We start from the raw sequence: 21535 nt of genomic DNA, 5'->3' as shown, positions 1-21535 counted from the left end.
GCTTTTTTTTATCCGTTATTCACAATAACGATGCCGCCATGGTCATAGCGATAGTGACAATGGGCGTACTCCAGCGGCGTACCATCTTCCAGATAGATCACCTGCTCCACCTCCAGCACCGGGTCGGTTGGCTCACAGACCAGATGCTGCATATCCAGCGCACTGGGCTTCAGCGCCCGCACCACACGATACGATCCCATGATCTTCAGCCCCAGCGTCTCCTGCACATACCGGAATACCGAACTTTCAAGATGGGTTTTGTTCAGCCCGGGCACCAGATTGAGCGGCATCACCGTGGCGTCCAGGGACATCGGCTCACCGTTGAGTAAACGCAGACGGATGAAGTCATAGATCGGCGTATCCGGATTTATCATCAGCGAGGCCTGCTCTTTCTCGTTCGGGAAGCGAAGTTCGAAGTGCACCACCTGGCTCGTCACCGTGCCTAAATGTTCCCAGGTTTTGGTCGCCCCAAAGTAGTCGCTGCCGGAGAGATCCCACTGGGAAAGCTGGAGGAAATTTTTGCGGATGAACGTGCCCTGTCCCTGCCGGGTATAGACCAGCCCTTCTACGATCAGCTGACGCATCGCCTGCTGAATGGTCATCCGGCTGGTGCTGAATTCCGCCGCCAGCGCGAACTGGTCCGGCAGCGGTTCATTGGCGGCGTACTGCTGGGTAATAATGCGTTTCTTAATTTCCCGCGCTATGGTGATGTACTTCGCCGCCATCTTCCTTCCTTAAATTAGTTTTCTGTCCCGCTGTTTTTCACGGCCACTCGCTCGGCCACCTTGAGGAAAGGCAGGTAGAAGAATACACCAAATACGATGATTGCCAACTGCACCACCACCGCCCGCCAGTCCCCCGCCGTCGCCAGCCAGGCGCTGAGGATCGGCGGCGTGGTCCACGGGATCATCATCACGCAGCGCGACATCAGACCCAGCGTGGTACAGAGCCACGCAAAGTAAATCCCGATGGCGGGCAGCAGCACAAACGGGATCATCAGCGGCAGGTTAAAGACAATCGGCAGGCCGAAAATCACCGGCTCGTTGATGTTGAACAGACCCGGCGCCAGTGACAGACGCGCCACCTGCTTCGCTGATTTCTGTCTTGAGAAGATGAAGATAGCGATCAGCAATGAGATAGTGCTGCCCGTCCCGCCCACCATGCCAAAGGTCGGCACAAAAATGTTGTTGATGATGTGTGGGATCGGCTGGCCGTTGGCAAAGGCCAGCATGTTCTCGTTGGTGTTGATCAGCAGAAACGGCTCCAGCACCACGCTGTTGACTACCGACTGATGAATACCGAGCGTGAACAGGAAGTTACCGAAGCTGTAAATGAAGATCGTCCCGGGCAGACTGGTGTTGATCAGCCGCAGCGGCTGCTGAATGAATGTCGTAATGAGATGGATCAGATCCGTATGCAGCACGTTCGCCAGTATGGCCGCCAGCACCGCAAACAGGGAGAGCGTAAGGATTGTCGGGATCAGCGCGGTAAAGGATTTGCTCACCGCCGGAGGCACGTTCTCCCCCAGCGAAATGTGCAGCGCCTTCAGCCGTGAAATGGCGATAAACAGCTCGGTTGAGAGCAGCCCAATCAGCACCCCGGCGAAAATGCCGGTGGAGCCGATATTGGCGAACGTCAGCACCTGGGTGACGTTCACCGTGGCGTCGCTGCCGACAGGCGTAATCTGTAAGCGCATCGGCATCATGATGATGAAGCTGCTGACGGCGATAACCACTGCCGAGACCGGATTGTCGAAATCTTTGTTGCGCGCCAGCGACCAGGCGATCATCGGCGCCAGCAGCAGCGCGGCGATGTTCAGCGTGCCGTTGATAATCGCCTCGCCCCACACCTTAAACTGCGTGAGCGTGTCGCCTTCCAGCACCCATGGAAACACGACGTTGTTCACCAGCACCGCCAGACCGGCGAGGATGAAAATCGGCATCACCGTGGCGAAAGCGTCCCGCAGGGATCGCAGGTGTACCTGGTTTGCCAGGCGCGCCGAGAACTCAACAAATTTATCGACAAAAGACTGCATGTGCGGTGTTATTTTTGTTTCAGACATAGCGGAGTATTCCCATCAATCAGTCACAAAAACGGCCCGGCAGCGTACGGCTTACATCTCGCGTCCGTTAGTATGGATAACCTGTTTTAACCACGCGTAGCTCTTCTTCGGCACGCGCTTAAGGTCTTTCAGGTCGTGATTTTCACGGTTGACGTAGACCACGCCGTAGCGCTTACGCATGTCACCCTGCGAGCTGAGAATGTCGATTAAGCCCCAGCCGAGGTAGCCCATTACCTCTGCCCCGTCCTCGAATATTGCCGCTTTCATCGCCTCGATGTGCGCCCGGTGGTAGTCGATGCGGTAGGTGTCCTCGATCGGGTTTACCCCGTCCCAGGACTCGATCACGCCGATGCCGTTTTCAATCGGGAATACCGGCATCCGCCAGTCGTTGGCATAGCGGGTGATGATGGTGCGAAAGCCCAGCGGGTCGATCTGCCAGTTCCACTCGGTGGCTTTCAGGTACGGGTTATTTTTCTCGCCATGCAGCAGGTAATGGTTCACCGGCGTGCCTTCCGGGATGGCATCGCTGTCCAGCGTTTTGCTGGCGTAATAGCTGAAGGCCATAAAGTCGTTCTTCGTGCGCGCAAACAGCGCGAGATCGTCTGCGCGGTAGATATCACCGAAGCCCTCCTGCTCCACCACCGCCATCACCGCCGGGCTGTAGCCCTGTCCCGCGAAGACGCGCAGCAGGTTCTGGTTGAGGAATTCGTCGTACTGCTGGGCGCAGAAGATATCGCGCGGTTTGCAGGTGGCTGGATAAATCAGCTGGTGCGCCAGCATGCCGCCCATCAGCTTGCCTGGCTTAGTCTGGTGCAGGTATTCGGTCAGAGTCATGTGCGCCACCATCGCATGGTGCTGAAGCTCATACAGCTCGCGCAGGGTTTGCTCGCCTTTCATGTAACCGGAAATGCGAAAAGCTTCCGGCATATGGAAAATGTTCTGCTCGTTGAAGGTCAGCCAGTACTTCACGCGATCGCCGTAGCAGTCGATCATCTTCTTGCCGTAGCGGATAAAGGCCTCCATCACCCGGCGGTCGTTGAAGCCGTTGTACTCCTGCGCCAGCGCCAGCGGCATATCGAAGTGGTAGAGGCAGACCATCGGCTCAATACCGCGGGCGAGCAGATCGTTAATAAAGCGGTCGTAAAACGCGATACCTTCGGCGTTGAACTCGCCGTCACCCTGCGGGCAGACGCGGCTCCAGGAGATCTGGAAGCGGTAGCAGTTCATGCCCAGATCCTGCATCAGATCGAAATCTTCCCGGTAGCGGTGGTAGGAGTCGGTCGCCACTTTCCAGTCGGAGATGTTTTCTCCTGCTTCCCGAATGTCATATACCGACATCCCCTTCCCGCCCTCATTCCATGCCCCTTCCGTCTGCATGCTGGATACCGAGTTGCCCCATAAAAAGTTGGCTTGCAGTGATTTGTTCATGGTCTCTCCCTATATGACTAGTCATTTAAATTTCATGACTAGTCATATAGATCGAGATGAAACATCAGGCAAAGAGAAGGAGTATTTTTTGTGAGGTGGGTTGAAATAAAGACCAGAGATAGTAGCCCCGGTAAGCGAAGCGTCACCGGGGAAAAGGAAGGTTACTGCTGCGCGAGCTGACTACGACGGTATTCCCCCTGCCGCTCCAGCATCCAGCCTGGATATTCGCGCGGCAGCGCGCTGACGGCATCAAGCTGTTTAAGCTCGTCTTCGCTTAAGCGGATCCCGGTGGCGGCAATATTATCGTCCAGCTGATCGACGCGTTTCGCACCAATAATGACGCTGGTCACCGCTTTTTGATGCAGCAGCCATGCCAGCGCGATTTGCGCCACGGAGACGCCCCTACGCTCGGCAATGACGCGCATTACGTCCACGCAGTCGAAGGCGCGATCTTTATTCACCGGCGGGAAGTCAAATTCCAGACGGCGGCCTCCGGTTTCGCTCTGCCCGTCACGACCGTATTTTCCGCTCAGCAGGCCGCCCGCCAGCGGGCTCCAGACCATCAATCCGACGCCTTCGCTCTGCATCATCGGCACCAGCTCGCGCTCCAGGTCACGTCCGGCAATGGTGTAATACGCCTGCAACGATGCGAAACGCGCCAGCCCAAGACGTTCAGAAATACCGAGCGCTTTGGCAATCTGCCACGCAGTCCAGTTCGAGACGCCGATGTATCGCACGTGACCGTGCTGCACAAGGTTATCCAGTGCGTAAAGCGTCTCCTCAATGGGGGTCGCGGGGTCGAAACCGTGCAGCTGATAGAGATCGATATGATCGAGCTGCAGGCGGCGCAGGCTCTCCTTTACGCTGTCGATAATGTGATAGCGCGAGCCGCCGCGTGAGTTCACTCCCGCCGTGCCCGTTTCACCAAACACCTTTGTGGCGACCACCACGTTTTCACGTGGAACGTTCAGGTTTTTCAGCGCCTGCCCGAGGATCTCCTCCGAGCGTCCTTCCGAATAGACGTCGGCAGTGTCGATAAAGTTGATGCCCGCGTCCAGCGCGCGGCCCACCAGCTGCTCGGCTTCGTTTTGCCTAAGCTGGCCAATCTTGCCCCACATGCCGCCCTCGCCGCCGAAGGTCATGGTGCCGAGGCAGAGTTCAGAAACAAACAGTCCGGTATTGCCCAGTTTTTGATAACGCATAACGCTTTCCTCGCATGTCGATTGGGTGTCTGTTAGTTATACCCGCCCCCCAGCTATCGCGAATGTGGCGTTCCTGTCCGTTTCTTGCCCAATCCTCTGAATCTATCCGCGCGGGGCATCGCCAAAGACACTGTAGTCTGGCAGCTGAACCTGCTGATACGGCTCCCAGCCGCCGCCGAGGGCTTTGTAGAGCGCCACCAGGTCAAGCGCGCTCTGCACCTGCGCCTGCGCCCGCTGCTGTTCGGCCTGAGCGAGCTGACGCTGGGCGTCCAGCACGTCAATAAAACTGGCGATCCCCTGTCGGTAGCTGTCGCTGGCGAGATCAAAAGCGTTTTGCAGCGCGTCGATGGTTTTCGCCAGGCCCGCCTCACGCTGCTGGTCAGTGCGATAGCTCACCAGCGCGTTTTCAACATCGCCGAGCGCCGTCAGCACCGTCTGACGATAGTCCAGCACCGCCGCCCCTTGCTGTGCGCGGGCCACCTTGACGCTGGAGACCAGCCGACCGCCCTGGAAGATGGGGATGGAGACCTGCGGACCGAAGCTGTAAAAGTGGCTGCTCCAGTCGGTCAGCCAGCCGGATTCGCTGTTACGCAGGCCAAACTGCCCGGAGAGGGTGAAGCTTGGGAACAGTTCGGCTACCGAAACGCCAATTTGCGCCGTGGCGGCATGGAGGTTCGCCTCAGCTTCGCGCACGTCCGGGCGACGACGCGCCAGCGTTGACGGAATGCCGGTTTGCACAATATCCGGCAACGCTGGCATCGGCTGCACGGATTGTAATTCGGCATCCAGCGCCCCCGGCGGTTTGCCGAGCAGGATGGCCAGCCCGTTCATCGCCTGGCGTTCCTGCGCCTGATACTGCGGCAATTGGGCTTCAAGATTGCCCAACTGCGCCCGGGCGTTTTCTACGTCCATCTGCGGTGACAGCCCGCCCCGCTGGCGGCTTTCGGTCAGATCCAGCGTCTGCTGCGCGCTTTCAATTTGCGTATTAAGCGTGGCAATGATGCTCTGCGCCCCTCGCAGCTGTAGCCACGCCCGCGCCACTTCGGCTTCCAGCGAGACCAGCGCATCGTTACGCTGCTCGATCGCCGCCCGCTGCTGCGCCTCGGCCGCTTCTACCTGACGGCGCACCTTGCCCCACAGGTCGATTTCCCACTGAGCGTCGAAGCTGCCCTGATAGAGGTTAATCGGCTGCGTCAGCGGGCCTAACGCGCTTCGCAGCTGCGGATCGACATTATTCAACTGGTCATACACGCCGTGGGATTTCAGATCCCCTTCCAGCCCAAGCTGCTGGCGCGTCGCCTGCACATTGCCATTCACCGACGGGAAAAATGCCCCGCCGGCCTGGTTAATCTGTTCGCGCGCGCCGGCAATGCGCAATACCGTTTGCTGTAGCGTCAGATTTCCGGCGATGGCGCGTTCAATCAGGCTGTCGAGCTGCGGCGAGCCGAAGGTTTTCCACCAGCGCGGGTTGGTGGCGGCGGAGGACGTTTGCGATTTCACCGCGCCGTCGCCCTTATCGTTCCAGTGCGTGGTGGCGGGCGGTGCAGGCTGTTGGTAGTCCGGCCCGACGGCGCAGCCCACCAGCAGCATCATTATCATCAGGAGGTGTAAACGTCTGTGTATCATCAGTGTGCTCCTGCACTCCCCTCGCTCTTAACCGGCGAGAGCAACAAACAAAACGGAATCAGTAAGAAGGCCACCGCGCTCAGAATGGTGAAGACGTCGATGTAGGCCAGAAAGCGCGACTGCTCGATCATGGTCTGGTACATCCGCCCGGTGGCAATGCCGGTCGGATCGCCCACCTGAGTGGTGAAGTTCTGGATCGCCTGGGCGCTTTCGCGTATCGCCAGCTGGAACTGCTCATTAAACGGCGAAGCGTGGTAAGCCAGATGCGCGCTGTGCGCCTGTGAGCGCTCGGTGATCGCCGCCGTCGAGAGCGAAATCCCAATCGAGCCAGCCACGTTGCGGAACATGGTAAACAGCGCCGCCGCGTCGGCGTTAAGCCGCCTTGGGATCGAGATAAAGGCGATGGTGGTGAGGGGCACAAACAGGAACCCGAGTCCAATCGACTGGGCGCTGCGGAACAGCACCAGCGTTTCGAAATCGATATCCGGCGTCAGCGTCCGGGACCAGAAGAAGGACACCGCCAGGCAGGTAAAGCCGAAGGCGATGATCCAGCGCGTCTGCACCACCGGCATCAGCTTCAGTACCAGCGGAATAGTCAGCACAATCAGCACCGCGCCGGGCGAGAGCACCAGCCCGGACCAGGTGGCGGTATAGCCCAAATCCTGCTGCGCCAGTTGCGGAATAACCACCGAACTGCCGTACAGGATCATCGCCATCCCCGCCATCAGCAGGCTGGAGATCGCAAAGTTGCGGTCCTTCATACAGTGCAGATCCACCACCGGCTTTTTGGCATACATCAGCCAGTAGATCGCGCCGATAATGCCGACCAGCGTCAGTACCGCGAAGGTGCGGATAAAGTTCGAATAGAACCAGTCATCATCTTCGCCCCGGTCGAGCATCACCTGCAAACAGCCAAGTCCGAGAGCGATCAGGCCGATCCCCGTCCAGTCGACGGTGAGCTTCTCTTCCGACTTTTTCTCCCACGGCGGATCTTCCAGCAGCTGATAGATGGCCAGCACCGTCACAATCCCTACCGGAATATTGATAAAGAACACCCAGCGCCAGGAGTAGTTATCGGTGATCCAGCCTCCCAGCGTCGGGCCAAGTACCGGCGCGACGATAATGGCAATGGATGAAAGGCCAAAGGCTTTGCCCCTGTCCTCCGGCTTGAAGTAATCGAGCAGCACCGATTGCTGCGTGGGCTGCAACCCGCCGCCAAAAAAGCCCTGCATCACACGGAACAGGATGATTTGCCAAAGCTCGGTGGCGATGCCGCACAGGAACGAGCAGATGGTGAACATCACAATGCAGATCAGGAAGAACTGCTTGCGGCCAAACAGCCGGCTCAGGAAGGCCGAGATCGGCAGCACGATGCCGTTCGCCACCAGGTAGCTGGTGAGCACCCAGGTGGATTCGTCATAGCTGGCCGAGAGCGACCCCGCGACGTGGGGCAGCGCCACGTTGACGATGGTGGTGTCCAGAATTTCCATAAACACCGCCAGGGTGACCACAATCGCCACCGCCCACGGGTTACTGGCGGGCTTCCAGTTTTCGTGGCTGCTGTCCGTCATTCCACGGTGACCTTCGGTTCAACCGACAGCCCCAGCGGCAGCGGTTTGTTCGGATCCAGCCCCTTATCAATGACGATTTTCACCGGCACGCGCTGAACGATCTTCACAAAGTTACCGGTGGCGTTTTCCGACGGGAAGGCGGAGAAGCGCGAGCCGCTTCCCTGCTGGATGCTGTCAATATGGCCTTCGAGCGCCATATCCGGCCAGGCATCGACGGACACGGTCACTTTGTCGCCCGGCTTCATACGTTCAAGCTGCGACTCCTTGAAGTTCGCCACCACCCACACGTTCGGGGAAACCAGCGAGAACAGTGCCGTGCCTGCCTGCACCAGCGTACCAGGCTGGACGTTGCGTTTGGTGACAAAACCGTCGAACGGGGCGCGGACTTCGGTATAAGAGAGGTTCAGGTTGGCGGTTTCCAACTGCGCTCTGGCCTGATCGACCTGCCGTTCGCGGGCTTCGACGTTAGTCTCCTGCTGGCGGATTTGCAGCTGGACTTGCTCCGCCACCTCCAGCTGCGCCTGCGCGCTGGCCAGACCCGCCTGGGCACTCCGCAGTTGAGCGTTCGCGGCATCGATGCTTTGTTGTGTGGTCGCGCGGGGGTCAACGCCGCGCTGACGGCGGTACTCCGCCTGAGCGTTGGTCATATCCGCCTGGGCTTTCAGTACCTGGGCTTTGGCTTCATCGCGCTGGGCGGGATATTGCACCTTCGAGAGCGCCAGCTGCGCCTGTGCCTGATGCAACTGCGCAACCGCCAGCCCAAGCTGGGCCTGAGCCTGATCGCGCTGGGCGGTGGTATCACGCGGATCGATCACCACCAGCACATCCCCTTTCTTTACACGCTGGTTATCCCGCACGCGAAGTTCGGTAACGTAGCCTGCCGTTTTTGGGGCAATAGTCACTACGTCGCCGTCGGTGAAGGCGTCGTCGGTGGTCTCTTCGTTACGGGTCAAAAACCACCAGACCAGCGCCACGATCACCATCACGATGACCACGATGCCAAGGATAATTAACGGTTTTTTGCCCGGGCGCTTGCGCTCGTTATTGTTTTGATCCTGCTCGTCAGCAGGTGGATTTTGATCTTCTGCCATAGTTCAGCAACGGTCCTGTCAGTGAGCGGCATCACACTATGCCGTTCACTAAAGCTAGGACGTTGCTATACATTTGCCAGGAAAAACTGACAAATTGCGCACTATATGAGAAGGAATAGTCCGAAACCGACCGCCGCAGACCAGAGCAGCATCGGGATTGACCATAAATGGAAGCGCCACCAGATGCGGCGATCGTTGGCCATCCGCAGGGCGATGAGGTTGGCCAGCGAGCCGGGCAGCAGCCCAAAGCCGCCGACGTTGACCGCCCACGCCAGCAGTACCGTTGGGGGAACATAGTTAAGCAGCAAAATGGTGGACGGCACGTTACTGATCACCTGCGAGAGACCAATCGCCGTCAGCCATAGTCCCGGCTGCGACAGACCGCTGACGCTATGAAGAACGGTCTGCAATACCGGGAGCTGGACCAGCAGATGCACGTCAATAAACATCGCCATAAACACCAGCAGCAGCGTCCAGTCAACACTCACCAGCACCCGCCGGGCGAGGAACAGGAAGCCACACGCCACCAGCAGCGCGCCCGCCAGCGCCTGGTTTAACTCCAGCGCGGTAATGAAAACGATATACAGTCCCAGGCAGCTCCAGACGAGACGCGGTTGCCACTGGGGGCCGGTGGTACCGCTGTGGTACTGCAACGATTTATTCGGGAAAGCAAACCAGCCCACCACCAGCAGCGTCGCCACGATCGCCAGCGCCAGCGGCGCCATCTGCCAGGTAAATGCGGTAAACGACAGGCCGGAGCGTCCCCACAGCAGAATGTTCTGCGGGTTACCGATCGGCGTGAGCAGCGAGCCTGCATTGACTGCCAGCGCTTCAAAGATAATCAGACGGGTAACCGGTATTTCGCACAGCTTACGCAGCGTGAGCGTAAGCGGCACCACGATAAACAGCGCTACGTCATTAGTGAGGAACGTCGACAGCAGCGCCGCCGAAAAGACCATGAACAGAGCCAGTTTGCGCTCGGTGGCGAAGCGGCGCACCATTTTGCGCCCCAGCACGTCAAAATAGCCGCTCAGCTCTACGCCTTTGGTGAGCATCATCAAACCGCTCAGGGTAATAATGGTGCGCCAGTCTATGGCCGCCGGCCAGGTGTGCGGCGTGAAGGGCACAAAGACGCTGAGCCCAACGCCAGTGATAAGTAAAAGATGGAAAAAACGATCGCGTTTCAGGGCCTGCAAGCCGGGGATGTTCATTCAGCGGCGGGGCCATATTTGAGCGTAAATTCGCGGAACTTCACCAGCGTCTCTTCGCTGACGTGGTGTTCCATACCTTCGGCATCCCGACGGGCAATTTCCGGGCTGACGCCCAGCACCAGTAAAAAATTCTCGACGATCTGATGGCGCTCGCGGCTCTCCTGCGCCAGCTTTTCGCCTTCAGCGGTGAGAAACACCCCGCGCCAGGGGATCATCTCGATCAGCCCGACCGACGCCAGACGTTTTAACATTTTGGCAACGGTTGGCTGCGACACCCCCAGGCGTGCGGCCATATCCACCTGGCGCGCTTCTCCAACTTCACGAATCAGATCGGAGATCAGTTCGACATAATCATCAATCAGCTCCCGGCGGTGCGCCTCACGCACCTGGCGGAAGCCTTCCACATGTTCTTCAACGTTCACCAGTTGCGTCGTTTTTTTTGTTGTTGGCTTACCTGCGCGACGGTTCATTGTGCTTCCTCAATGGGTTGACGCTTCCAGCGCCCTGTAACGGAGCGCACATTGTAAACCATAGCTCTACAAGCACAAAAAATTAACGAATTAGCCATAGCTATACAATATAGCCTGTGCTATATCTGTATGTAATGCAGTCACCCTTCACGGATCGAAGGGATCATGAATCAGGAGGTCTTATGAATGAATTCAAGAGGTGTATGAACGTGTTTACCCACTCTCCTTTTAAAGTGCGTCTAATGCTGTTGAACATGCTGTGCGATATGTTTAACGCCAAACCGCATCAGGACGACAAATCTTCTCACTAAGCGGCGTCGCGGCACGCCGCTTCATTTTCCTGTCACACTTTCGTTGTAAACTCGCTTTTTCCTGATTATTTTTGCGGATTTGCAGCCCCCTTCGCAAAACATCTGTTTAGCAACTGTTGACCTTGATTCACGCTCGCACTATCTTCTTGCAGCCCTGCACAATTTGCGGCTCGCTGAAGCGGACCTCCATTCCCTTTCCACGCACTGTCCGGCAGGCTTTGACCCTTGACGCCAGGGTGAGCACATGGCGTTTTCGTGATAGTGATCTATGAACGTAACCCTGATTGATACACTTGTTACCCGCAGCCGGGCCCTAAGCCCGTGGACGGGATTTTATTTTTTGCAATCGCTGTTGATTAACTTTGCTCTTGGCTACCCCTTTAGCCTGCTTTATGCCGTCGGGTTCACCTGCATTCTTCACCTGCTATGGCGAAGCGCACCGCGCATGCAGAAAGTGCTTATCGGGATCTGTTCTCTGGTGGCTGCCGCCTATTTCCCGTTCGGCCAGGCCTATGGCGCGCCGAACTTTAATACCCTGCTGGCGCTCCACTCCACCAATATGGAAGAGTCTACAGAGATCCTGACGATCTTCCCGTGGTACAACTACGTGGTTGGCCTTTTCATTTTTGCTCTCGGCGTGATTGCGGTTCGCCGTAAGCAGGTCGGGAAAAAAACATGGGGTAAAATTGAAAGCCTGTGCCTGGCCTTTAGCGTAGTGACGTTTTTTGTTGCGCCGGTACAAAATCTGGCCTGGGGCGGCGTGTTTAAGCTTAAAGATACCGGGTATCCGGTGTTTCGCTTCGTTAAAGACGTGGTAGTGAATAACGAGGAAGTGCTCGACGAGCAGGCGCGTATGGCCGAGCTTTCCACCATGAAAGATACCTGGAACGTGCTGGCGGTGAAACCGAAGTATCACACCTATGTGGTGGTGATCGGTGAAAGCGCGCGTCGCGATGCGCTCGGCGCGTTTGGCGGTCACTGGGATAACACGCCGTTTGCCAGCTCCGTCAACGGTACGCTGTTTACCGATTACGTGGCGGCCAGCGGCTCGACGCAGAAATCGCTCGGTCTGACGCTCAACCGTGTCGTGGATGGAAAACCGCAGTTTCAGGATAATTTTGTCACCCTGGCCAACCGGGCAGGTTTTCAGACGTGGTGGTTCTCCAACCAGGGGCAGATCGGCGAGTATGATACCGCCATTGCCAGCATCGCGAAGCGTGCCGACGAGGTACAGTTCCTGAAAAGCGGTGATTTCGAAGCCGATAAAAACACAAAAGATGAAGCGTTGCTAAAAATGACCGCGCAGGTCTTTGCCACTCAGCGCACCCAGCCGCAGCTGATCGTCCTGCACCTGATGGGGTCACACCCGCAGGCATGCGATCGTACCGGGGGAAAATATGCGGAGTTTGTGCAATCCAAAGAGACCTCGTGTTATCTGTACACCATGACGCAAACCGACGATCTGCTCAGCAAGCTGTACGGGCAGCTGCGCAACAGCGGCGATAGCTTCTCGATGGTCTATTTCTCTGACCACGGTCTGGCGTTTAAGGAGCGCGGTAAAGAGGTGCAGTATCTGGCCCACGATGACAAGTTTCAGCAGAACTTCCAGGTACCGTTTATGGTGCTGTCGAGTGATGACAAAACGCATCGCATCATCAAAGCGCGCCGTTCCGCGAACGATTTCCTGAAATTCTTCTCACAGTGGACGGGGATTAAGGCGAAAGAGATAAAAAATGATTACCCGTTTATCTCCGGGAAGAAGGGCCCGCCAGTTTACATTACCAACTTCAGGTTACAGAAAGTTGACTATAACCATCTGGGGACGGATATTTTCGATATTAAGAGTAAGTGATCTCTGCCGTCTCGTGCAGGCTGATGCCCTCACTCTGGCCCTCTCCCACGGGGAGAGGGTACAAACAAAAAAAATCCGCCACATTGGGCGGATTTTTTACTGGCTCACCGAAGTGATTAGAAGCGGTAACCTACGCCCGCGATCCAGGTGCCAACGTCAACGTTGCGGATACGGCTCTGCTCATAGGAGAAGTCCAGAGCAACGTTTTCGATTGGGTTGAACTGCATACCTGCGCCATAGGAGAAACCGTAGTCGCTGTTGCTTGCAGTACGGTTCAGACCCTGGTTTTCGGTCTGCTGGAATTTACCGTAGCCAACACCTACAACACCGTAGATGCTTGCCCAGTCATTCAGGCGGTAAGCAGGACCCGCGGTGATGCCGTAGTACTGACCTTTATTGTAAGAGCCATTTTCAGTACGATCTTTCTCGGTGTAAGTGAAAGAACCGATCACACCCAGCGGGTTGTTGTCTTGCTCGTAACGGTACTTCAGGTTGAAACCGTTGGTTTTGTTCATCACGCCCTGCATATCGCTCTGAGCGTAACCACCAGTTACAGTTGAAGTTGCCGCTACAGCGGTACCTGCGGAAACAGCCAGAACAGCTGCCAGTGCTGAAAGACATGCAATTTTTTTCATAACCACCTCAAATGTGCTTCAAGTAAGTCCGTAAGTTTTAAATATATCAAAAAAATCTGTGAAACTCTTTGTCATTCACGATGTCTAATGCGACCTTTCCTGTAACAGAACATTTCCAGCATCAGCTATCTCGTTCAAATAACTCCAGATTTTCACCTGTAAATGCTAATAGTGCGCGTCATCGCCATTTAGTTCATCCAGATTATTCCTAATCTTTCAGGCGATAAAATCAGCAACGTTTTCTCATTTTACGGATTTTCCCTGGATTTTTTTTCAACAGTAGCTCAACCGTTGCAGGTTATTTCCATTACACTGCGACTTTTACCTCTTTTGACAAAAATTGACAGGAGAAAGGATGCCAGGTTTACCTCGTAAATCGTCGGTCTGGATGCCGGTGGCAGTCATACTTATCGCGATGATGTCCATACAAAGCGGCGCGTCGCTGGCAAAATCGCTGTTTCCGCTGATTGGTGCGCCCGGCGTCACGGCGCTGCGTATCGCATTAGGCACCCTGATCCTCGTGGTTGTCTTTAAACCCTGGCGGCTACGGTTTAAAAAGGAGCAGCGACTGCCTCTGCTTTTTTATGGGCTGGCGCTGGGAGGGATGAATTACATGTTCTACCTCTCTATTCAGACTATCCCGCTGGGGATCGCGGTCGCGCTTGAATTTACCGGCCCGCTGGCGGTTGCCCTCTTTTCTTCTCGTCGCCCGGTAGACTTTATCTGGGTCATACTGGCCGTGCTGGGGCTATGGTTCCTGCTGCCGCTCGGCCAAAGCGTTTCACAAATCGATTTGACAGGGGCCGCTCTGGCGCTGGGCGCAGGGGCGTGCTGGGCGGTGTATATTCTCACTGGTCAGCGTGCGGGCGAAGAGCACGGCCCCGCGACGGTCGCCTTAGGCTCGCTGATTGCCGCGGTTATCTTTGTCCCGATCGGCATGGCACAAGCAACGGACTCAATATGGCAGTGGTCAATCCTGCCGGTTGGGCTGGCGGTCGCCATTCTTTCCACGGCGCTGCCCTACTCTCTGGAGATGATCGCCCTGACGCGTCTGCCTACGCGAATTTTTGGTACGCTCATGAGCATGGAGCCCGCGCTGGCTGCCATCTCTGGAATGATGTTCCTCGGCGAAACCCTGACACTGGTGCAGACGCTGGCGCTCTGTTCCATTATCGCGGCGTCAATGGGCTCTACATTGACCATGCGCCCGGAACCAAAAGTACATAAGATTGACCTCAACTAGCCCTTAAATTCTGCATGGCTTACCGGCCATGCAGAATATAAGTCTCGTCAGCCCTTCAAATAATTTCTTACAAACTCTCTTATATTGCCAAAATATTTCACCTGCCCGCCTTGTCACTTAACGAATTAAGATTGATCTGCATCAATTTATATAAAAAACTTTAAAATCATTAAGTTAAAACTTCAACCATCCTTTCGCTATTAAACCGATAGGCAGCGCCAAACCGCAGAGAAAAAATCCGGTGCTATACTTAATCCCGTAATTACCTGGGACACAAACATCAAGAGGATATGAGATTATGAGTACCGCTAAACTGGTGAAAACGAAAGCGTCTAATCTGCTTTATACCCGTAACGATGTATCGGATAGCGATAAAAAAGCGACCATTGAGCTGCTGAATCGCCAGGTGGTCCAGTTCATCGATCTTTCGCTGATCACCAAACAGGCCCACTGGAATATGCGCGGTGCAAACTTTATTGCCGTTCATGAAATGCTGGATGGCTTCCGCACAGCACTGGTGACTCATCTGGATACCATGGCCGAACGCGCCGTACAGCTGGGCGGTGTGGCTCTGGGTACCACGCAGGTGATCAACAGCAAAACGCCACTGAAAAGCTATCCGCTGGATATCCATACCGTTCAGGATCACCTGAAAGAGCTGGCAGACCGTTATGCGATTGTCGCTAACGATGTTCGTAAAGCGATTGGCGAAGCAAAAGATGAAGACACCGCTGATATCTTCACTGCCGCGTCACGCGACTTGGATCAGTTCCTGTGGTTCATTGAGTCAAACATCGAATAATCCCTGCGGATTGTCTGAATAACCCTCGCCCCTGGCGGGGGTTTTGCACATTTATGGTGCACACTTTTGTCCGCAACGGCCGCAAAAGTGAATAAAATGTAATAATCACCTCACACAACCGTTAACGGAAGATTGTTTTTTCGTCAGATTCTGCGCTAAATATCCCCCTGTCAGAAGACCTTAACGAAGCGCACCAAAACGGTGCTCCATTCTGGTGCAACCTGACAGAATTGCCACGCTTTTTGTGCAATGCGTGACATTATCCCCTTTGCAAAACAACAGCTTGTAAAACTGGCACGATTTTTTCATTGTGCCTGAGGTTCTCGCAGGGGATCGCCCCGTGGATATAAAAGGAAATGCTATGAAGTCTGTATTAAAAGTTTCACTGGCTGCACTTACCCTGGCGTTTGCGGTGTCCTCGCAGGCTGCCGACAAACTGGTTGTGGCGACTGACACGGCGTTCGTACCGTTTGAATTCAAACAGGGTGATAAATACGTTGGTTTTGACGTTGATCTGTGGGCCGCTGTCGCAAAAGAACTCAAACTGGATTACACCCTGAAGCCAATGGATTTCAGCGGCATTATCCCGGCACTGCAAACCAAAAACGTTGACCTGGCGCTGGCGGGCATCACCATTACCGAAGAACGTAAAAAAGCGATCGATTTCTCTGACGGCTACTACAAAAGCGGCCTGCTGGTGATGGTGAAAGCGGATAACAACGACGTGAAAAGCGTGAAAGATCTCGACGGTAAAGTGGTCGCCGTGAAGAGCGGCACCGGTTCCGTTGATTACGCGAAAGCCAATATCAAAACCAAAGACCTGCGTCAGTTCCCGAACATCGACAACGCTTACATGGAACTGGGCACCAACCGCGCAGACGCGGTGCTGCACGACACGCCTAACATCCTTTACTTCATCAAAACCGCCGGTAACGGCAAGTTCAAAGCGGTAGGTGATTCTCTGGAAGCTCAGCAGTACGGTATTGCGTTCCCGAAAGGCAGCGACGACCTGCGTAATAAAGTTAACGGCGCGCTGAAAACCCTGAAAGAGAACGGCACCTATAACGAAATCTACAAAAAATGGTTCGGTACCGAGCCTAAATAATTTCACCTGACTTCAGGTTTGTAACGCCCGGTGGCGCTACCGCTTACCGGGCCTACGTTTTTCGTTTTTCACCACGGTATACAGGAATACATCATGCAGTTTGACTGGAGCGCCATCTGGCCTGCCATTCCTCTCTTGCTTGAAGGCGCTAAAATGACCTTGTGGATTTCGGTCCTCGGTCTGGTTGGCGGGTTAATTATCGGTCTGGTGGCCGGTTTCGCCCGCACCTACGGCGGCTGGATTGCAAACCACATCGCACTGGTTTTCATCGAAGTGATCCGCGGCACCCCCATTGTGGTGCAGGTCATGTTTATCTACTTCGCCCTGCCGATGGCCTTCAACGATCTGCGCATTGACCCGTTCAGCGCAGCTGTCGTCACCATTATGATCAACTCCGGCGCCTACATTGCGGAAATCACCCGCGGTGCGGTGCTGTCGATTCATAAAGGCTTCAGCGAAGCTGGCCTGGCGTTAGGTCTTTCCCGTCGCGAAACGATCCGTCACGTGATCCTGCCGCTGGCGCTGCGCCGCATGCTGCCGCCGCTGGGCAACCAGTGGATCATCAGCATTAAAGACACCTCGCTGTTTATTGTTATCGGCGTGGCCGAGCTGACCCGTCAGGGCCAGGAGATCATCGCGGGTAACTTCCGCGCCCTGGAAATCTGGAGTGCGGTCGCCGTTGTCTACCTGATTATCACGCTTGTCCTGAGCTTTGTTCTGCGTCGTCTTGAAAGAAGGATGAAAATCCTGTGATTGAATTTAAAAATGTTTCCAAGCACTTTGGTCCAACCCAGGTGCTGCACAATATCGATTTGAACATCAGGCAGGGTGAAGTGGTGGTGATCATCGGGCCGTCGGGTTCCGGAAAATCCACCCTGCTGCGCTGTATTAACAAGCTCGAGGAGATCACCAGCGGCGATTTGATCGTCGATGGTCTGAAGGTGAACGATCCGAAAGTGGACGAGCGCCTGATCCGCCAGGAAGCGGGCATGGTGTTCCAGCAGTTCTACCTGTTCCCGCACCTGACGGCGCTGGAAAACGTGATGTTCGGTCCTTTGCGCGTGCGTGGGGCCAGCAAAGCGGCGGCAGAAACGCTGGCAAAAGATCTGCTGGCGAAAGTGGGTCTGGCGGAGCGTGCACACCACTATCCTTCCGAGCTGTCCGGTGGCCAGCAGCAGCGCGTGGCCATTGCCCGTGCGCTGGCGGTGAAGCCAAAGATGATGCTGTTTGATGAGCCAACGTCCGCACTCGACCCGGAGCTGCGTCACGAGGTGCTGAAAGTGATGCAGGATCTGGCAGAAGAAGGCATGACGATGGTGATCGTTACCCACGAAATCGGCTTTGCCGAAAAAGTGGCGTCCCGTCTGATCTTCATTGATAAGGGCCGCATCGCGGAAGACGGTAATCCGCAGGCGCTGATTGCGAACCCACCTAGCCAGCGCCTTCAGGAGTTCCTGCAACACGTCTCCTGATAGCCATACACAGAGCCGGGCATGCCCGGCTTTTTTATGCCGGATTGTTCCCAAAAACTCCCCTCCGCTCCGCGCGCTCTATACTTATCATTTTGCACGATATTTTTGTCGGAGGACGCCGTGCCGTGGATCCTGTTGCTACTGTTTACCCTGTTTAGCGCGCCATCACTTGCTGTAACCATTCCCGGCGTCACCACCGGAGCCACCGCCACCCAGCAAAATGCGCCGCCAGAACCCGACGCTGAAAAGAAAAAAGCCGCTTACAGCGCACTTGCCGACGTGCTTGAGAACGACACGTCCCGGCAGGAGCTTATCGATCAGCTGAGGAAAGTGGCCGCCACACCGCCTCAGGATCCGGTTCCGACTATCGCGCCGCCGGAAGTCGAAGACGAAAAGACGGTACTGGAAAACGTCACCGATATCAGTCGCCGCTACGGGGAAGCCCTGTCGTCGCGTTTTGCCCAGCTCTATCGCAACCTTGTTGGCACCTCGCATAAGCCTTTTAATCCCCACACCTTTTCTGCAGCCGCGACCCAGTTTTCTATTCTGGCCGCCGCGGTATTCATTTTTTACTGGCTGTTGCGCCTGTCTGTCTGGCCGCTTTACCGGAAGATGGGCCACTGGGGACGTAAAAAGAATCAGCATAAAAGCAGCTGGCTGCATCTTCCGGCAATGATTACCGGGGCCTTTATCATCGATTTGCTGCTGCTGGCGATGACGCTGTTTGTCGGCCAGATGCTGGCCGACCGTCTTAATACCGGGAACAAAACCATCGCCTTTCAGCAGGGGCTGTTCCTGAACGCCTTTGCCCTGATCGAGTTCTTTAAGGCGCTCCTGCGGTTAATATTCTGTCCGCGCGTGCCGGAACTTCGCCCGTTCGCCATTTCGGATCGGAGCGCCAAATACTGGGCGGTTCGGCTCAGCGTGCTGAGCGGGTTGATCGGCTATGGCCTGCTGGTCGCCGTCCCGATTATTTCCAACCAGGTTAACGTGCAGTTCGGGGCCCTGGCGAACGTGCTGATCATGCTCTGTATTACCGTCTGGGCGCTGTACCTCATCTTCCACAATAAAAAAGCGATCACCGACAGTCTGCTTCACCTGGCCGATCGCTCCCTCTCCTTTTTCAGCCTCTTTATACGCGCCTTTGCGCTGGTGTGGCACTGGCTGGCCAGCGCCTATTTTATTGTGCTGTGTTTCTTCTCGCTGTTCGATCCGGGCAACAGCCTGAAATTTATGATGGGGGCGACGTTCAAAAGCCTGGCGATTATCGGCATCGCGGCCTTTGTTTCTGGCCTGCTCTCCCGCTGGCTGTCGAAGACGATCACCCTGTCGCCGCAGGTTCAGCGTAATTACCCCGAGCTGCAAAAACGGGTAAATGGCTGGACATCGGTGTCGCTGAAGGTGGCGCGTATTTTGACGGTCTGCGTGGCAATTATGCTGCTGCTGAATGCGTGGGGACTGTTTGATTTCTGGAACTGGCTGCATAACGGCGCCGGGGAAAAGACCGTCGATATTCTTATTCGTATCGCGCTGATCCTGTTCTTCTCCGCCGTCGGCTGGACGCTGCTGGCAAGCCTTATCGAAAACCGTCTGGTGTCGGATGTCCACGGCAGGCCCCTGCCAAGCGCCCGCGCCCGCACACTGCTGACGCTGTTCCGCAACGCGCTGGCGGTGATCATTAGCACCATTACCATCATGATTGTGTTGTCGGAAATCGGCGTAAATATCGCCCCACTGCTGGCGGGTGCCGGTGCCCTGGGACTGGCGATCTCCTTTGGTTCGCAGACGCTGGTGAAGGATATTATCACCGGCATTTTTATCCAGTTTGAGAACGGGATGAACACCGGGGATCTGGTGACCATCGGACCGCTTACCGGCACGGTGGAGAGGATGTCCATTCGCTCCGTCGGCGTACGTCAGGATACCGGGGCGTACCACATTATTCCGTGGTCATCGATCACCACCTTTGCCAACTTTGTGCGCGGCATTGGTTCGGTGGTGGCGAATTATGATGTCGATCGTCACGAAGATGCAGATAAGGCGAAACAGGCGCTGCGGGATGCGGTGAGCGAACTGATGGAGATGGAGGATATTCGCGGGCTGGTAATTGGTGAGCCGTCGTTTGCGGGCATCGTCGGGCTGACGAACACTGCCTTTACCCTGCGCGTGTCGTTCACCACCCAGCCGCTTAAGCAGTGGACGGTGCGCTTTGCTCTCGACAGCATGGTGAAAAAACACTTCGATCTGGCGAACGTGAGAGCGCCGGTGCAGACGTATCAGGTATTGTCGCCGCCCGCTTCGCCGCTCCCTCCGCAGGAGCCGACGCTGTAACCGAGCCGGGTGGCGGCTTCGCCTTACCCGGCCTACGATGGGGTGTTATTTGCGACGTTTGTTATCGTCCATAAAGGACCAGGCAATAAAGCGGCTCTGCTTCTGGCCCTGCGCCATCTCTTTTTTAACCACTTTCACCGCCCCGACGTCGGTCAGCGCGCGGTAAAGCGGCGGCAGGTTATCGCCACGAGAGACCAGCGTGGTAAACCATTTCACCTGACGACCGAAGCCTTTACTCTCGGCAATCATGCGCAGAATAAAGGCCACTTCCCCGCCCTCGCACCACAGCTCCTGCTGCTGGCCGCCAAAGTTCAGCGCGCCATCTTCGGCCTGGCCCAGGTTACGCCGCTTGCGTTCACTTCCCGCACGCGCGGACGCGGCGGAGTCGTGGAATGGCGGGTTGCACAGGGTGGCATCATATTGTTCGTTCTTATGAATTATGCCGTTGAAAATAGCAGCGGCATCCTTCTGACGACGCAGACGAACGGCCCGGCTTAACCCCGGGTTAGCGTTGATAATGGCCTGCGCGCTGGCGAAGGCCTCATCACCGATCTCGCTGCCGGTAAATCGCCACTGGTACTCATGTGCGCCTATCAGGGGGTAGATCAGGTTCGCGCCCGTACCGATATCAAGGACGGTAGCCTGTTTCGGCACTACGCCATCGTGGTCATCCGCCAGCAGATCGGCAAGATGATGGACGTAATCCGCACGGCCCGGGACCGGCGGGCAGAGAAAGCCATCAGGGATGTCCCAGTGCGTCACACCATAAAAATGGGCCAGCAGCGCTTTGTTCAGCGTTTTAACCGCCAGCGGATCGGCAAAGTTTACCGACGGTTCACCGGCTGGTGTCTGAACGATAAAACCCTGCAATTCAGGGCAGCTCAGACACAGGGCTTTCATATCGTAGCGGCTACGGTGGCGGTTACGCGGGTGCAATCCCGGCTTGTGGGAAGTCATGGCATTCTCCTTTAAACAGCCGCGTAAGATACCCTGTGACGGCGCGGGGGTAAATATCTGTCTGAGTCGCACAAAAACACGACAAAAATCAGCGACCTGTATGTCTATGATCTGTCAACAAATTGTCAGAATTTATCGTTCAAAAAATAAGCAGATCATCATCAAA

At 55.9% G+C, this 21535-nt stretch carries 19 protein-coding genes; 8 read left to right on the top strand and 11 right to left on the bottom strand.

The features are described 5' to 3' along the window. Positions 1-8: 8 nt before the first annotated feature. From ACOT1A_RS10820 to mntR, 9 genes are all read right to left on the bottom strand, one after another. Entirely contained in the window at positions 9-725 is a 717-nt protein-coding gene (locus ACOT1A_RS10820) for a GntR family transcriptional regulator (RefSeq protein WP_015571043.1), read from the bottom strand. Positions 726-739: 14 nt separating this feature from the next. Beyond that, the gene (locus ACOT1A_RS10815) at positions 740-2062 is read right to left on the bottom strand and encodes a PTS sugar transporter subunit IIC (protein ID WP_105322580.1); all 1323 of its coding nucleotides are present in this window, start codon (positions 2060-2062) and stop codon (positions 740-742) included. 51 nt (positions 2063-2113) lie between these two features. Then, positions 2114-3490, bottom strand: coding sequence for a glycoside hydrolase family 1 protein (locus ACOT1A_RS10810; protein ID WP_048966424.1), 1377 nt, complete (start codon positions 3488-3490; stop codon positions 2114-2116). Between the two features lie 161 nt (positions 3491-3651). Then, entirely contained in the window at positions 3652-4692 is a 1041-nt protein-coding gene (locus ACOT1A_RS10805; RefSeq protein WP_023299653.1) for an aldo/keto reductase, read from the bottom strand. Between the two features lie 102 nt (positions 4693-4794). After that, on the bottom strand, positions 4795-6318 hold the full coding sequence (locus tag ACOT1A_RS10800) for an efflux transporter outer membrane subunit (RefSeq protein ID WP_276170198.1): 1524 nt from the start codon (positions 6316-6318) through the stop codon (positions 4795-4797). Beyond that, complete coding sequence (locus ACOT1A_RS10795) at positions 6318-7889, bottom strand: DHA2 family efflux MFS transporter permease subunit (protein WP_022647529.1); 1572 nt, start codon at positions 7887-7889, stop codon at positions 6318-6320. The genes ACOT1A_RS10800 and ACOT1A_RS10795 overlap by 1 nt, the downstream gene beginning before the upstream one ends. Beyond that, positions 7886-8980, bottom strand: a complete 1095-nt coding sequence (locus ACOT1A_RS10790) for an HlyD family secretion protein (protein WP_023305746.1) — start codon at positions 8978-8980, stop codon at positions 7886-7888. Before ACOT1A_RS10790 ends, ACOT1A_RS10795 begins: the two co-directional genes overlap by 4 nt. 101 nt (positions 8981-9081) lie before the next feature. Then, a complete protein-coding gene (locus tag ACOT1A_RS10785; RefSeq protein ID WP_045308536.1) occupies positions 9082-10191 on the bottom strand; it encodes an anion transporter in 1110 nt (369 codons plus the stop codon). Then, the gene (mntR, locus tag ACOT1A_RS10780) at positions 10188-10661 is read right to left on the bottom strand and encodes a manganese-binding transcriptional regulator MntR (RefSeq protein WP_022647526.1); all 474 of its coding nucleotides are present in this window, start codon (positions 10659-10661) and stop codon (positions 10188-10190) included. The genes ACOT1A_RS10785 and mntR overlap by 4 nt, the downstream gene beginning before the upstream one ends. Positions 10662-10843: 182 nt before the next feature. On the opposite strand from mntR, the gene mntS reads away from it, so the two are divergent. Together mntS and ACOT1A_RS10770 are read left to right on the top strand one after the other, a co-directional pair. After that, positions 10844-10972, top strand: a complete 129-nt coding sequence (gene mntS, locus ACOT1A_RS10775) for a manganase accumulation protein MntS (RefSeq protein WP_022647525.1) — start codon at positions 10844-10846, stop codon at positions 10970-10972. A 268-nt stretch (positions 10973-11240) separates the two neighbouring features. Beyond that, positions 11241-12824, top strand: a complete 1584-nt coding sequence (locus tag ACOT1A_RS10770; RefSeq protein WP_105322575.1) for a phosphoethanolamine transferase — start codon at positions 11241-11243, stop codon at positions 12822-12824. A 116-nt stretch (positions 12825-12940) separates the two neighbouring features. Here the strand turns inward: ACOT1A_RS10770 and ompX are convergent, their stop codons facing one another. Beyond that, the gene (ompX, locus tag ACOT1A_RS10765; RefSeq protein ID WP_003858450.1) at positions 12941-13459 is read right to left on the bottom strand and encodes an outer membrane protein OmpX; all 519 of its coding nucleotides are present in this window, start codon (positions 13457-13459) and stop codon (positions 12941-12943) included. A 355-nt stretch (positions 13460-13814) separates the two neighbouring features. On the opposite strand from ompX, the gene rhtA reads away from it, so the two are divergent. The 6 genes from rhtA to ybiO all read left to right on the top strand — a co-directional run bounded on the left by rhtA (position 13815) and on the right by ybiO (position 20412). Continuing rightward, positions 13815-14702, top strand: a complete 888-nt coding sequence (gene rhtA / locus ACOT1A_RS10760) for a threonine/homoserine exporter RhtA (protein WP_023305742.1) — start codon at positions 13815-13817, stop codon at positions 14700-14702. Between the two features lie 298 nt (positions 14703-15000). Next, positions 15001-15504: a DNA starvation/stationary phase protection protein Dps gene (dps, locus tag ACOT1A_RS10755; RefSeq protein ID WP_000100801.1), complete on the top strand. Its 504-nt coding sequence runs from the start codon at positions 15001-15003 to the stop codon at positions 15502-15504. 361 nt (positions 15505-15865) lie between these two features. Next, the gene (gene glnH / locus ACOT1A_RS10750) at positions 15866-16609 is read left to right on the top strand and encodes a glutamine ABC transporter substrate-binding protein GlnH (protein WP_003858455.1); all 744 of its coding nucleotides are present in this window, start codon (positions 15866-15868) and stop codon (positions 16607-16609) included. A 93-nt stretch (positions 16610-16702) separates the two neighbouring features. Beyond that, a complete protein-coding gene (gene glnP, locus ACOT1A_RS10745; protein ID WP_010428919.1) occupies positions 16703-17362 on the top strand; it encodes a glutamine ABC transporter permease GlnP in 660 nt (219 codons plus the stop codon). Further along, complete coding sequence (gene glnQ, locus ACOT1A_RS10740) at positions 17359-18081, top strand: glutamine ABC transporter ATP-binding protein GlnQ (RefSeq protein WP_022647522.1); 723 nt, start codon at positions 17359-17361, stop codon at positions 18079-18081. Before glnP ends, glnQ begins: the two co-directional genes overlap by 4 nt. A gap of 120 nt (positions 18082-18201) precedes the next feature. Further along, the gene (gene ybiO / locus ACOT1A_RS10735) at positions 18202-20412 is read left to right on the top strand and encodes a mechanosensitive channel protein (protein WP_105322574.1); all 2211 of its coding nucleotides are present in this window, start codon (positions 18202-18204) and stop codon (positions 20410-20412) included. A 45-nt stretch (positions 20413-20457) separates the two neighbouring features. On the opposite strand, the gene rlmF is transcribed toward ybiO, so the two are convergent. Further along, the gene (rlmF, locus tag ACOT1A_RS10730) at positions 20458-21369 is read right to left on the bottom strand and encodes a 23S rRNA (adenine(1618)-N(6))-methyltransferase RlmF (RefSeq protein WP_105322573.1); all 912 of its coding nucleotides are present in this window, start codon (positions 21367-21369) and stop codon (positions 20458-20460) included. Positions 21370-21535 lie beyond the last annotated feature (166 nt).

The organism is Enterobacter cloacae complex sp. SYL003 (assembly GCF_049236925.1).
GTDB classification, from domain to species: Bacteria; Pseudomonadota; Gammaproteobacteria; order Enterobacterales; family Enterobacteriaceae; genus Enterobacter; species Enterobacter intestinihominis.
This window is presented reverse-complemented; position numbering and strand designations above follow the sequence as displayed.